At 71.3% G+C, this 13,072-nt stretch carries 11 protein-coding genes; 3 read left to right on the forward strand and 8 right to left on the reverse strand.

Features of this window, described 5'->3' with window-relative positions:
* Positions 1-19 precede the first annotated feature (19 nt).
* Complete coding sequence (locus BN159_RS20535; protein WP_015658911.1) at positions 20-730, forward strand: SLATT domain-containing protein; 711 nt, start codon at positions 20-22, stop codon at positions 728-730.
* A 3-nt stretch (positions 731-733) separates the two neighbouring features.
* Here the strand turns inward: BN159_RS20535 and BN159_RS20540 are convergent, their stop codons facing one another.
* The 5 genes from BN159_RS20540 to BN159_RS20560 form a co-directional block, all read right to left on the reverse strand.
* Positions 734-2,284, reverse strand: coding sequence for a PstS family phosphate ABC transporter substrate-binding protein (locus BN159_RS20540; protein WP_015658912.1), 1,551 nt, complete (start codon positions 2,282-2,284; stop codon positions 734-736).
* Between the two features lie 129 nt (positions 2,285-2,413).
* Positions 2,414-4,369 (reverse strand): serine/threonine-protein kinase, encoded by a 1,956-nt coding sequence (locus tag BN159_RS20545; protein WP_015658913.1) that lies wholly within the window; start codon positions 4,367-4,369, stop codon positions 2,414-2,416.
* A gap of 131 nt (positions 4,370-4,500) precedes the next feature.
* Positions 4,501-5,151, reverse strand: a complete 651-nt coding sequence (locus BN159_RS20550) for a hypothetical protein (protein ID WP_015658914.1) — start codon at positions 5,149-5,151, stop codon at positions 4,501-4,503.
* 123 nt (positions 5,152-5,274) lie between these two features.
* On the reverse strand, positions 5,275-5,973 hold the full coding sequence (locus BN159_RS20555; protein WP_015658915.1) for a GntR family transcriptional regulator: 699 nt from the start codon (positions 5,971-5,973) through the stop codon (positions 5,275-5,277).
* Between the two features lie 143 nt (positions 5,974-6,116).
* Positions 6,117-7,472: an aspartate aminotransferase family protein gene (locus tag BN159_RS20560; protein ID WP_041819590.1), complete on the reverse strand. Its 1,356-nt coding sequence runs from the start codon at positions 7,470-7,472 to the stop codon at positions 6,117-6,119.
* Positions 7,473-7,652: 180 nt separating this feature from the next.
* On the opposite strand from BN159_RS20560, the gene BN159_RS20565 reads away from it, so the two are divergent.
* Both BN159_RS20565 and BN159_RS20570 read left to right on the forward strand, forming a co-directional pair.
* Positions 7,653-8,261 carry a DJ-1/PfpI family protein gene (locus BN159_RS20565; protein ID WP_015658917.1) on the forward strand — a complete coding sequence of 203 codons (609 nt, stop codon included), beginning with the start codon at positions 7,653-7,655 and terminating at the stop codon, positions 8,259-8,261.
* Positions 8,258-8,716 carry a MarR family winged helix-turn-helix transcriptional regulator gene (locus BN159_RS20570; protein WP_015658918.1) on the forward strand — a complete coding sequence of 153 codons (459 nt, stop codon included), beginning with the start codon at positions 8,258-8,260 and terminating at the stop codon, positions 8,714-8,716. The genes BN159_RS20565 and BN159_RS20570 overlap by 4 nt, the downstream gene beginning before the upstream one ends.
* A 24-nt stretch (positions 8,717-8,740) precedes the next feature.
* Here the strand turns inward: BN159_RS20570 and BN159_RS20575 are convergent, their stop codons facing one another.
* From BN159_RS20575 to BN159_RS20585, 3 genes are all read right to left on the reverse strand, one after another.
* Positions 8,741-9,037: a DUF3303 family protein gene (locus BN159_RS20575; protein WP_015658919.1), complete on the reverse strand. Its 297-nt coding sequence runs from the start codon at positions 9,035-9,037 to the stop codon at positions 8,741-8,743.
* A 100-nt stretch (positions 9,038-9,137) separates the two neighbouring features.
* Positions 9,138-12,608, reverse strand: a complete 3,471-nt coding sequence (locus tag BN159_RS20580; protein ID WP_015658920.1) for an NACHT domain-containing protein — start codon at positions 12,606-12,608, stop codon at positions 9,138-9,140.
* A 16-nt stretch (positions 12,609-12,624) separates the two neighbouring features.
* Entirely contained in the window at positions 12,625-13,035 is a 411-nt protein-coding gene (locus tag BN159_RS20585) for a hypothetical protein (RefSeq protein WP_015658921.1), read from the reverse strand.
* Positions 13,036-13,072: the final 37 nt, after the last annotated feature.

Below are 13,072 nucleotides of genomic sequence, written 5' to 3' on the forward strand. Positions count from 1 at the left end.
ACCAGGTAGGGAGTGCCGGGTGGGTCAGCCGGAGATGCAGCCCGAGTATCCGCCGGGCGATCTGACCGGGCGGGCGTTTCCGCTCGGTGACTGGGGTGAGCCCGCGGTGCGGCTGGACGAGCTGTACCAGTGGGTGGAGCGCGGGGCGCTCGACACGGCGGCCTGGTATCTCGCTGACCGGGTGTGGAAGCGGCGGGGGGCCCAGGCGCTGCGCGGGGGTGCGGCGGTGGGGGCGGTGTCGGGGGCCGCGCTGCCGCTGCTGGATCTGACCGGGGTGATGGGCGGGGTGGCCCCGTGGGGGTATCTGGCGCTACTGCTGGCGGTCGCGTGTGTGGGGGTGGACCGGTTCTTCGGGGTCACGTCCGGGTGGATAAGGGATGTGGCCACGGCGCAGGCGGTGCAGCGGCGGCTTCAGGTTCTCCAGTTCGACTGGGCGTCGGAGAGTGTGCGCGAGGTTCTGGGGCCCGCGGAGGGGACGGCGAGCGAGGCGACCGAGCGGTGTCTCGGGGTGCTGCGGCGGTTCTCGGAGGACGTGACGGAGTTGGTGCGCACGGAGACGGCGGACTGGATGGTGGAGTTCCGCACGGGTTCGGCACCCATGGGCATCCAAGGTGCGGTGACGGGCGGCGCCCGCCAGGACGGAACGGTCGTCCACGGCCGCTTCCCGATGCCCCCCGGCGGCACGGCCCGCCCGAACATGCCCCGCCAGCGCCCGCCGGAGCCGCGCTGACGATCAGCCCGTACCTCCGCACAGGCGTTCGCCCTCCGGGGTCGTGCAGGGGACGTGGTCATGGTCCTGGATGCCCGCTTCGCCGTGGTCCCTTATGTAGTCGAGGAAGCTGCCCGCGAGGGTGCCGCCCTGGGGGTCGCCGTAGGTGTAGGCGTACTCCACCCCGTAGTACGGGTAGGGGGTTCGCGGGCGTTCGATCGCCTCCACCGATGCCGTCGCGCCCTCCAACGGGACCTTGACCACGTCCGGCCGGCCCGTCGCCAGGTTCAGCTCGCTGTAGCCGATCGCGCCCCGTATCGCCGCGGCCTTCTCCAGCACCTCCTCCGTGGAGTCCAGTTCGCAGCGCACCGGTGCCGAGCGGTCGGCCTGGATGTCGCAGTCCAGGGAGGTGCTCGGTACGCCCTCCCAGGCGCCGCCCAGCACCTGGTCCTGGAAGACCTGCCGGGTGCCGGAGTCCGCGTCGCGGCTCACCAGGACCACCCGCCAGTGCGGCAGGCTCGGGTCCAGCTCGTCCCAGTAGTCGATCTCACCCGCGTAGACGCTTCTGACGTCGGCGAGGGAGAGTCCGCCGGCGGGGAGCTTCAGGCTGTCGTTCACCACGAGTGTGAAGACCGACACGGCGATGGGCTGGGGCGTCAGCTCATCGCCCGCTCGTTTGCTCGCCCCGTCATGGAACGCGATCATCGACGACCGGCGGCTTCCCGACTCGCCCTTCAGCGCGGCCAGTTCGCCCACCCCCGCCGAACTTCCCCGGTCCTCCACGGTGATCTCGGCGCCCTCGCAGTCCTTCTCGTAGTCCTTCTCCAGGTCCCGTACGACCGGCGCGAACGCCGTCGAACCGGTGATCGTCAGCGTGCCCTTCTCGCAGCCGAGCGGCGGGGTGTCGTCGCGGACGACGACCATCGTGGAGAGGGTGAGGACCGAGACCGTGAGCATGATGGTGATCAGCCGGGCCGCACGGCTGAACAGCGGCGGCTTGTCGTCCGGCGTCGCGCTGCGGTTGGGGTGCACCTCGCCGTCGCGGATACCGCCGATCAGCCGGATGTCCCGGCCGACGTCACCGCCCGACAGCAGCACCAGCAGCTTGAAGTGCTCGCCCCGGTTGAGCGGGACGCGCGGGATGCGCAGGGTGTTGCCGCCGTTGTCGTAGCCGAAGCCCGCGTGCGGGGTGAAGTGGCTCATCAGATGGTCGGTGCCGGGCGGCTGGGTGACGGAGACACCGCGGATGCTGCGGTCCGTGAACTGGACGGTCAGGCCGTGCAGTTCACGGCTCGTGTAGTCCTCGTGGCCGATGCCCTGCGAACCGTCGTTCTCGACGCGCAGCAGCACCAGGGTCGCCTGGTGCATCCCGGGTGCCTCGTCGAAGAGGCCGAGCCGGACATTGGCGCGGCCGGAGGTCACGTCGTCGCCGATGGGGTTGTCCATCTGGACGCGGTAACCGATCCGCTTGCGCCGCGGCACCCGGCGCTCGTACCAGACCATGACGGCCGACGCCACGATGCCGGCCACCGCCGTCGCCACGGCCACGACGTTCTCTGCGCTCAACAACTCCATCGGGTGCCCCCGCCGCTCCCTGGAGCCGGACAATTGTGCGGACACCTTATGTTCGGGGGGTGAGGGATTCCGTTTCCGTCCGCAGATGTTCGCCGAGCATTCAACTGGCCATGAAGTACGACGAGTTGGTCATTCCTTGGCGTACGTCAGCCTCTCGCCGGTGTCGGTGTTCACCCGCTCCAGCGTGCCGTCCCCGAGCAGCGTGAGCTCCGTCGCGGCGCCCGGGGTGCAGGAGGAGGCAGGTTCGCCGACGGTGACGGTGGACGGGCCGATCGCCAACGGGCCGTCCCCGGCGGGCGCTTGGGTCAGTGTCGCCTGGAAGACGCAGTGGTAGTCCGTGCCGTCCGCGACGAGGGAGAGCACGGTGTCGCCCACCTCGCCCTGCCGGATGGTGAGTCGGCGGGTGTGATGGCCCGCGTCGTTGTCGAGGGCGGTGGACCAGGTGCCGAGGTAGCCGGTGGGGATCGCACCGTCCGCGGGCGCGGAGGACGAGTCGCCGGGACTCGGGTCACCGGTCGTCGGACCCGGGGTCACGGGCGCGCTGGACTGCGGGGAGGCGGTGGGCGTGCCGTCGGTGCCGCGGCCCTCGGTGCCGTCGTCGTCGGACCCGTTCATCAGCGCGTACACCGACCCTCCGGCGGCCACCGCCACGACGAGCGCGACGGCGAGCAGCAGCGCGGTGGAACGGCCGTTGCGCCGCGAGGTCTCCGGCGGCGGGACAGGAGGACCGTACGGCGGAGTGGAGCCGTAGGGCGGGGTGGAGTAGGAGGCAGGCGGGGCCTGGTAGGCGGGGTGGGGATAGCCGTACGACGGATGGGCGGGACCCGGATGGGGCGGTGCGGTGTGAGCGGATGCCGGAGGCACGGGCGCGCCGAACGCCCCGGCCTGCGGGCCACCCGGAGCACCTGGCGCACCCGGCAGCGCCGCAGGCATCGGCGGCGGTGTCTCCCCCGGCCCCGCCGTCACCGTGGGAAGGTGCCCCATGGGCCCGCCCACCCCCGGCTCCCCCGGAGCGGGCGGCCCCACCGGCAGGCCCCCGAGCCGCACGGTCCCGGCGTCATCGGCGGCGGCCGCATGCTCCGGCGACCCCTCACCCCGCGCGCCTCCCCCCACCGGTTCGGGCGCCCCCGAATCACTGCCACCGACCTCGGTCGCCCCGTCGCCCACCGGATCCTCGGCGTCCAGCAACCCCACCGCATGGCGCCCGAGTTGGGCCACCAGCGCGCTCGGCAGCCAGGGGTCGCGGGAGCGGCCGTCGGAGACGGTGTCCTCCGCGCCGGTGTGCTCCAGGATGCGGGCGAGAGTCGGTCGTGCCGCCGGGTCCTTGCGCAGGCAGTCGCGGACCAGGTCGGCGATGCCCTCCGGCACCTCCTCCAGGTCCGGTTCCTCCTGGGCGATGCGGAACATCAGCGCATGCACACCGCTGCCCCCGGCGCCGAAGGGAAGGCGGCCGGTGGCGGCGTAGGCGAGGACGGAGCCGAGGCAGAAGACGTCGCACGCGGGCGTGATGCGGTCACCGCGCACCTGCTCGGGCGCCATGAACCCTGGCGAGCCGACGAGCGCGCCGGTGTGGGTGAGGCCGGATTCGGCGACCGTCTCCAGGGCCCGCGCGATACCGAAGTCGATGACGCGCGGCCCGTCGATGGTGACGAGGACATTGGACGGCTTCAGGTCCCGGTGGACGATCCCGGCGGCGTGGATGTCGGTGAGCGCGTGGGCGAGCCCGGCGGCGAGGATCCGTACCGAACGCTCGGGCAGCGCCCCGTGGTCGTGCCCGACGACCCGCTCCAGGCTGGGCCCGGCGACATAGCCGGTGGCCACCCACGGCACGGCGGCCTCGGTGTCGGCGTCGAGCACGGGCGCCGTCCAGTACCCGCCGACCTCCCGCGCGGCCTGCACCTCCTGCCGGAACCGCGCCCGGAACTCCTCCTGCACGGCAAGTTCCGCCCGCACCAGCTTCACCGCGACGGTGCGCCCCCGCTCGGACCGCGCGAGATACACCTGCCCCATACCGCCGGCCCCGAGCCGCGCGATGAGCCGATAAGCACCGATGCGCTGCGGATCCCCCGGCCCCAACTGATCCATCCAGGCCCCTCCCCCGAAACGCCCCCTACGACGGACCCACAGTCTTACAGACCGTCCAGGGTGTCCAGTAAGAGCCTCGGAGGTACGGAAATCCCAGGTCAGGCCGCAGAGTTCCGCAGTCGATGGCCCGCTCAGCTGAAGATGATCATCGACCCCTGCGCCAGACTCCGCGTAGCCGCCGCATGCAGCCCCAGCCACACGTGCCGTTCGCGGGCGAAGGGGCTCGGGTCGTACGGGGCGGGGATGGCCGGTTCTTCCAACTCCGTCGGGGCGAGGGGTGGTTGGGGGGCCGCCGGTGGGTTGGCAGGGTCGATGCCGATCGAGGGGGCCACGAATTCCAGTTCCCTGAGGAGGGTCTGGGAGGAGCCCAAGGGGCCGCCGCCGGCGAGGAGTTCGTCGCTGGAGAGGGGGTGCGGGAAGTCCACGGGGACGTACGCGCCCGCGTGGTCGTAGTGCCAGACCAGGTGGGATTGCTGGGCCGTGCCCTCGAACATCTCCAGGAGCTGCTCGTAGTCGCCGCCCAGTTCGTCCACCGGCGTCACCGGCAGGCCGCACACCTGGAGGAGGTAGGCGCGGCGCAGGAAGTGCAGCGCGTCGTAGTCGAACCCGGCCACCGGGGCGACCTCGCCGGACAGGCCCGGCATGTACTGGTACACCGGCACCGGCGGGAGCCCGGCCTCGGCGAGCACCTTGTTGTATTGCGCGAGTTCCTCGGCGAACGGGTTGTCGGGGGTGTGGCACAACACATCCACGAGCGGTACCAGCCACAGGTCACAGGCCAAAAGAGGACTCCTCGCCTAGCTCGGCGTAGTGCGACGGGAATGGAAGAGTAATCGGTACGGCCCGGGGTGAAACCCCCCAGTACCGGTCGTGGGCCGGATGGTGCCTGTCCCATACCCCGACACTCAGGACGCGAGACGCCCGATCAGGGTGAGGGAGTGGGTGTTGTACGCGGCGATGATGGACCGCGCGGCCCGGATGTCACGGCGGGACAGGGCGTCGACCAGCTCGGTATGTCCGGACCACAGCTCCCCGCGCAGATCGGTCAACAGCCGCAGATGCTGGACCGCGCAGACCCAGGACTGCACGCGCAGCCGGTGCAGGAAGTCGGCGAGGTAGGGGTTGCCGAACAGCGCCCCGAGTTCGCGCCAGAAGCGCAGGTCATAGCCTATGAGGACGGTCAGGTCACCGGCGCAGGCGGCGCGCTGGGCCTCCTCGCCACGGCGCCGGACACCGGCGAGCGCGGCGGCGGTACGGGGATCTCCGGGCTCGGAGTAGCCCATGTGGCCGTCGTCGAGGGCCTTGAACATGCCGTCCGTCACCAGGCTGCGGGCCTCGATGATGCCGCGGTAGTCGTCGAACGAGTACTCGTGGACCCTGAAGCCCCGATGCTGGTCGGCCTCCAGCAGCCCCTGCGCGGCCAGGTCGACCAGGGCCTCGCGCACGGGGGTGGCGGAGACGCCGTACTGCTCGGCTATCTCCTTGACGGTGAACTCCTGCCCCGGTTGGAGCCGCCCGGCCAGCACCTCGTCCCGCAGCGCGTCCGCGATCTGCTGACGCAGGGTGCTGCGGGTCACGGCACCGTTGCCGGTGGGGCCGGGCATGGTCGGAGGGTCTCCTCGTCGCGGGGTGACGCGGGATGGCGTACACGTACTTCTACGAGCACGCCACCTTACGCGTTCGCCCTACGGGGTCGCTCGTGGGTGACCCAGGCCACAGCAGCGGCCACTGCAACGGCTCTTGACGGCTACTCCGTGTACTCGTCGGCCACGGACAGGGCCGCGTCCAGCGCCGCCAGACCCTCCTTCAGCTCCGCCTCGGAGACGTTGCACGGCGGCACGACATGCGTGCGGTTCATGTTCACGAACGGCCAGATCCCGTGCTTCTTCGCGGCGGCACCGAAGGCGGCCATCGGCGCGTTCGCCTCACCGGCCGCGTTGTACGGCACCAGCGGCTCCCGGGTCTCCCGGTTCTTCACCAGGTCCAGGGCCCAGAACATGCCGACCCCGCGCACCTCGCCGACGCTCGGGTGCCGTTCGGCCAGCTCCCGCAGCGCGGGCTCCACGACGGAGGCACCGAGCCGCGCCGCGTTCTCGACGACGCCCTCCTCCGCCATGACGTTGATCGTCGCGACGGCGGCGGCACAGGCCAGCGGATGCCCGGAGTACGTCAGCCCGCCCGGGTAGGCCCGCTTCCCGAAGGTCTCCGCGATCGCCCCGGAGATCGCCACCCCGCCCAGCGGCACATACCCGGAGTTCACACCCTTGGCGAAGGTCATCAGGTCCGGTACGACGCCGAACAGGTCCGCCGCGAACCACTCACCGGTCCGCCCGAACCCGGCCATGACCTCGTCCAGGACGAAGACGATCCCGTACTTGTCGCATATCTCACGCACCCCGGCCAGATAGCCCGGCGGCGGCACCATGATCCCCGCCGTGCCCGGGATCGTCTCCAGGATGATCGCGGCGATCGTCGACGGCCCCTCGAAGGCGATCGTCGTCTCCAGGTGCTCCAGCGCCCGGGCGCACTCCTGCTCCTCGGTCTCGGCGTAGAAGCGGGAGCGGTAGAGGTACGGCGCCCAGAAGTGCACGACACCGGCGGTGGCGCTGTCGGAGGGCCAGCGGCGCGGGTCGCCGGTGATGTTCACGGCCTGCTGGGTGCCGCCGTGGTACGAGCGGTACGCCGAGAGCACCTTGGGGCGGCCCGTGTGCAGCCGGGCCATGCGCACCGCGTGCTCGACGGCGTCGGCGCCGCCGTTGGTGAAGAAGATCTTGTCCAGGTCGCCGGGGGTCCGCTCGGCGATCAGCCGGGCCGCCTCCGAGCGCGCCTCGATCGCGAAGGCCGGCGCGAACGTCGTCATCCTCGCCGCCTGCTCCTGGATCGCGGCGACGACCTTGGGGTGCTGGTAGCCGATGTTCGTGTAGACGAGCCCGCTGGTGAAGTCGAGGTAGCGGTTGCCGTCGTAGTCCCAGAAGTACGACCCCTCCGCGCCGGCGACGGCGAGCGGGTCGATGAGCTCCTGCGCGGACCAGGAGTGGAAGACGTGCGCGCGGTCCGCGGCCTTCACGGCGGCGCCGACCTCGGGGTTTGGCTGAGGGGTCATGCGGCCGAGGGTAAATGTCCGCGATGCGGAAGCGATATCGGCGTCCTGTCTGCGGGACGGGGGTTTCCGCGACAGGTTGTCGACACCGCCCTTCGGAGGCAGGGTCATTGACAGCATGCTGCTGTAATGACAGAATGCTGTCATAAGCAGTTGAGTTGAGGCCGGACCGAGGAGGCAGTCATGACCGCCACGACCCGCAAGCCCGTACACCTCGCCGTCTACGACACCTGGGCCGACTGGGAGACGGGATACGCCACGGCATACCTGGCCCGAGCCGGTTACGACATCCGCACGCTCGGCCCCACGACCGCCCCCGTCCGCTCCATCGGCGGCCTGACCGTCCAGCCCGACCTGGCCCTGGACGCCGTGCACCCCGAGGACAGCGCGCTGCTGATCCTTCCGGGCGCGGACCTCTGGGACACGACGGACGACCTGTCCCCCTTCGCCCGCAAGGCGCGCGAGTTCCTGGCGGCCGGTGTCCCGGTGGCCGCGATCTGCGGAGCCACGGCGGGACTGGCGAGGGAGGGCCTCCTGGACGACCGGACCCACACCAGCGCGGTCTCCTTCTACCTGGCGGCGACGGGGTACGCGGGTGGCAAGCACTACGTCGACACCGACGCGGTCACGGACCAGGGCCTGATCACCGCGGGCCCCACCGACCCGGTCGCCTTCGCCCGAGAGATCCTCGGGCTCCTCGGCGTCTACCAGGGCGAGGTCCTGGACGCCTGGTACCGCCTGTTCCACGACTCCGACGCCGAGGCCTACGCCGTACTGGAGGCCGCCCAGTGAGCCGTGAACGGCAGGATCTGTTGAGCCGCAGCGCGCTGGGGGTGTTCCGCCTGAACGGCCAATTCCTGTCCCTGGCCGAGGAGTTGGCGAAGCCCGCCGGGCTCACGGCGGCCTGGTGGCAGGTACTGGGCGCGGTGTTGCACGAGCCGCTGCCGGTCGCCGGGATCGCCCGCGCGATGGGCATCACCCGGCAGAGCGTGCAGCGCATCGCCGACCTCCTGGTGGACCGGGGCCTCGCGGAATACCGCCCCAACCCGGCCCACCGCCGAGCCAAGCTCCTCGCCCCGACGGAGGCGGGCCTGGCCGCCGCCCACCGCATCAACCCCGGCCACGCGTCCTACGCCGACCGCCTGGCGGAAGCCTTCGGCGAGGCCGAACTGACGGAGGCAGTACGGCTGTTGGAACGGTTGTCGAAGGTCCTGGAGGAGACGGCCGAGGCTGCTACGGAGCCGTAGACGCGGGCTGTGCCTCAATCGCCGTCAGCCGCTGCTCAGTTGGGAGATCCCCTTCTGGAGGTCCTCGGCGTTCATCACGGGTGTGAACTCGATCTTCGCGTTCAGTTCGGTGAAGAACGGCTCTGCCGTCGGGGGTAGTTGGGAGCTGTCCTGGAGGTCGAGGATCAGCCAGCAGGTACGGCATCCGCCCTCGGGCCCGAAGTATGCGGCCTCCGGCTTGAGCCTCTCCAGCGCGCCCTTCATGATCTCGGTCATCCGGCCGCTGCGGATGGCCTCGTTGCCCTTTTCGGTGTCCAGCGTCGCCTTCAGCATCATGCGCATCGCGCTCACCTTTCGCCTTCTCCCCGGCCTTCCCCCGCCCTTCTCCCTGCATCAGGATATGCACCATTTGTCGCACTCCGCAGGACAGGGGATACGTCAGCTACCGCGCCGTCACCTGCGTATACGCCGCGTTGACCATCTTCTGGGCCAGCTCGGCGTCGTCCTTGTCGACCAGGGCACGGAACCAGAGCTGGTGCTCGCCGTCGGCGCGCTGGTCGGGCAGGAAGAGGATCAGTTCGTAGCCCCCCGTCTTCGTGTTCCGCTCCAGGTACCGCCCGTGCCCGGTCGCCGTCTTCTTCCATCCCCGCGCGTCGTCGCCCGCCCACCGCATGCGGAAGGCGTCGATCACCGGCGCGCCGCACGCGTGCTTTCCGCACGGCAGGTCCGCCATGTCCAGCAGCGGAGGGTCACCGCCATCATTGCTGCACCGCGCGGTCCACTCGCCGTTGTCCAGCGGCTTCTTCGCCTCGCTACAGGTGGAGCCGGGGGGCACCCTGACAGGCACCTTCAGCCGCTCCAGCGTCTGGATGTCCGAGTACTCGTCGCGCTCCCAGACAGGGCCGAGCAGCGACCGCTCCGGCACCCTCCGGTACTCGGCGGTGCGCAGCCGGTCGGGAAGCTTCGCGGGCGGTACGTCGGGGAGAGCGCGGGCGTCTGTTCCGGCCACATCGTCCGGAACCCCGGCCCGGCGCAGCGTGTCCCGGGCAAGGACTATGGCCACCTCGGACACCCGCTGGGGGTCGGCGTACTCCTCGCTGTAGTTCACCCACACGGTCAGGTTCCCGGCGCGCACGCTGACGATCGCACTCGCGTCGTCGCGCGGGCCGTCGCGCCGGACCAGCACCGTGGCCTCGTCACCGAGCCCGGGCAGCGGCTTGTCGCCGTCCTCCGTGTTTTCGCGAAGCACATCGCGGGCCACGTCGACGCCGCTGCCGTCGCTCCAGTAGGACCGCCAGACAAACGCGGTGATCTGGAGGCTGCGGTCAGGCAGGAAGGGCGAGCGCTCGTCGTAGTGGCAATATCCGTATGCTGGCTCGCTCCTCACGACCGGGTCGACGATCAGCTCCTTGACGTGGGCCGACCTGACCAGCGTGCAAGGCTCGGAGAGATCCCGGTAGGGGTACTCGAAATCGGGGACGATCACGATCGCCGAGAGCCAGAAGGTGATGCCGATCAGCGGCCCGGCGCTTGTCAGGGCGGCCAGCGACGGTCGTACGTTCTCCCGACGGGCCCGGTCGAGGTTGTTGCCGTCCTCGGTGACCCCGACCGCCTCGGCGAGCCGGTTGCGCAGTTCGATGTGGCGGAAGCGATACAGGCCCCCCGACTGCCGCAGTACCCCCCTGCGGTGCGCGTCGCGCAGAAAGGTCATCACGCGCCACGGCAATGCGCCCGTGCAGGCGAGATACAGCCGGGCGACCCAGAGCCGCGCCGACGCGGACACCGACCAGCGGCACACGGTCCAGGCCAGGAAGAACAGGCCCAGGGTGAGCACCCAGTCGACGCCGGTCACCGTGCCCCTGTCGGCGATACGCAGCCAGACGACCATCATGATCGAGAGCAGGATCAGCATGCCCTCGGTGAACCAGCGGCGCGGGGGCAGCCGAATGGGCGCCAAGACGCCGAGCACGAGTTGGGTACGGCGGTCCGCGCGCAGCAGCTCCGCGGGTTCGGGCGCGTCGGCGGGGTCGGCGAGCCGGTTGAACAGGCCGATCAGCCAGTTGAGGACGACCAGCGTCGACAGGATGCCGCCGAAAATCGACGTGATGATCGCCCAGTCGGACCGCCCCAGCACCGCCACAACCGCGATCCCGAGGGTCGCGAACAGCATGCCCCCCAGCAGCGGCCGGGCCTCCGTGCGCAGGCCCCGCAGATCCGCGAGGCCGGGCCAGCTCAGGCGCTGCGGCGCGTCCACGGGCGCGTCGAACGCCCAGTCCAGCACCGCGGCCAGCCCGCCGAGGATCAGTACAGCCGCCCACGGCGGCACCGGGAACCACTCGCGCCACCACGGATGGTCGTAGTCCGTCACCCCCACGGCGAGGGCGGCGACCGCCATCGACAGACCGGTGCCCACCCAGCGCACCGACCGCGGCACCACCTCGCCGAGCCGCCACCACGCGATGTCCTGCTCCCCGGTGCGGCGCAGATGGGCGGCGAGATAGCCGGCCCAGTCGCGGGCCTGCTCGCCCGTCCAGCCGGCCCGGCCGGTGTCCTCGTAGGCGGCGGAGAGGAAGGCGTCGTACAAGTGCCGTTCGAGGTTGGTCTGTTCGCGGAATCGCCGGTCCTCGATCAGCTCGATGGGGTCGGCGCGGGTGCCGGTGTAGACGATGCGGGCGAGGCTGACCATGAGCGGGGTGCTCAGGACCGAGCGCAGGGTCTCTACCTCGGGGGTCCGGTCCTCGGCGTCGGCCAGTCTGGTCAGCACCGGGGTCCACTTGGTGGCGGTCGGCGTCTGTGCGGTGGGGCGGGCGGTGCGCGGGAGGTAGCGCTCCAGGTCGGCCACGGAGAGGGGTTGGAGCTGGACGACCGCGGCGGCGGGCAGCACGGTGTCGGCGTCCTCCACGGCCGCCTCGTACTCCTCGATGCGGCAGGTCAGCACCAGGCGCGCGGGCTCGTTGAGGCTGCGGCGCAGTCGGACCAGGGCCTTGGGGCGGGACGCCTCGGGGAGTTCGTCGAAGCCGTCCAGGATCGGCAGGATGCGGCCGGTGGTGATCAGGTCGTGGGCGAGTTGGGGAGTGCGCAGGACCGCGGGGTGCAGGGCTGCCAGGCGACGGGCCGCCCAGTGCCAGGGGTCCTCCTCGGCGGAGTTCCAGGAGGCGATGGGCAGCAGGACCGGCACCGGGGCGCCGAAGGTGCGGGTGTCCAGCAGGCGCCGGGCCAGCCGCAGCACCAGCGCCGACTTGCCCGCGCCGGGGGCGCCGAGGACCACCAGACGCTGGCTGGGGACCCGGCCGAAGAAGGGGCCGATGCCGTCGAAGTCGCCCTCAAGGTCGAGCGGTTGATCGCTCGCTTCGGACGCGTCGGTGGCCGCGATCGGGCTGCGCCGGATGTTCGCCTGATGGTCGCTGAGCTGCGCACCCGCCGCCGCCCACCGGACCGGGATGGGCGCCGGGTCGTTCACATGGAGCTGCTTCTCGTCGCCGGCGTATTCGTCGGTGAGCACGGACGCCAACGAGGCCGCCGCCGCGTCGAGTTGCGCGGGCGTCAGTTTCCGGCGCGGGGCGCGCCGCTCCCGTAACCAGGCGGGGAGGCCCACCAGGACGGTCGCCCACCACAGCGAGCCCGTCACCACCAGTGCCGCGCCCGCCAGGGCGAGGACGCGCCGGGAGCCCGGGGACAGCATCTCCTCGCCCGCCCGGAGCGAGGTCATGGCGAAGATGAGCACGCCCAGCAGCACGATGGTCCCGGCGGTGCGCTGCGGCGCCGACCGGGCACCGGCGGGCTGCTCCTCGGGCCGGGGACTGTCGAAGTGGACGGGACCGGTGATGTCCCGTGCCTGGATGACCGGCCCCTTGAAGCCGCCCCCCGTGATCTCGTGCTTCGTTCCGAAGCCGTCGTCGCGCTGCTCCGGCATCGTCGCCGCCCGGGTCCTAACGGCCGAAGTTCAGGGGACCGTTGATGTCCCGTGCCTGGATGACCGGTCCCTTGAAGTCGCCCCCGCTGATCTCGTTGTGGACGTCCCCGGAGCCGGTCGGGCGGGCGGGGCGGGCGCCGTCCCACGCCTCGGCCTCCTGCCGCCAGCTCTCCAGCGCCTGGGCGAACGCGGGGTCCTGCGCCGCTCGCAGCGCGAGTACGTTCGCCAGCTCCCGGGCCCGGTCGGCGTCGTCCGCGCTCCGGCCGAGCGCTACCAACTCCGCTTCGCCGCTGGATACTTCACCAGTGGGCGCTTCACCGGGCGCGCGCCGTCTGAGCAGTCCTCTGAGCGACTCCCAGATCTGCTGCCCCGCGGCCCCGGCGGTGCCCGCCGCCAGCGCCATCAACAGTTCGGGTGCGATCTCCACGAATAACCCCTCCCCCGAGGCCGTGCGTCGAGAGTAG

This window comes from Streptomyces davaonensis JCM 4913, from assembly GCF_000349325.1.
GTDB classification, from domain to species: Bacteria; Actinomycetota; Actinomycetes; order Streptomycetales; family Streptomycetaceae; genus Streptomyces; species Streptomyces davaonensis.

What these genes read in the sequence shown, in the direction of transcription:
- BN159_RS20580 (WP_015658920.1), bottom strand. Translation starts at nt 12,608, where the DNA reads ATGCCGGAGCAGCGCGACGACGGCTTCGGAACGAAGCACGAGATCACG.
- BN159_RS20540 (WP_015658912.1), bottom strand. Translation starts at nt 2,284, where the DNA reads ATGGAGTTGTTGAGCGCAGAGAACGTCGTGGCCGTGGCGACGGCGGTG.
- BN159_RS20545 (WP_015658913.1), bottom strand. Translation starts at nt 4,369, where the DNA reads ATGGATCAGTTGGGGCCGGGGGATCCGCAGCGCATCGGTGCTTATCGG.
- BN159_RS20555 (WP_015658915.1), bottom strand. Translation starts at nt 5,973, where the DNA reads ATGCCCGGCCCCACCGGCAACGGTGCCGTGACCCGCAGCACCCTGCGT.
- BN159_RS20560 (WP_041819590.1), bottom strand. Translation starts at nt 7,472, where the DNA reads ATGACCCCTCAGCCAAACCCCGAGGTCGGCGCCGCCGTGAAGGCCGCG.
- BN159_RS20575 (WP_015658919.1), bottom strand. Translation starts at nt 9,037, where the DNA reads ATGCGCATGATGCTGAAGGCGACGCTGGACACCGAAAAGGGCAACGAG.
- BN159_RS20565 (WP_015658917.1), top strand. Translation starts at nt 7,653, where the DNA reads ATGACCGCCACGACCCGCAAGCCCGTACACCTCGCCGTCTACGACACC.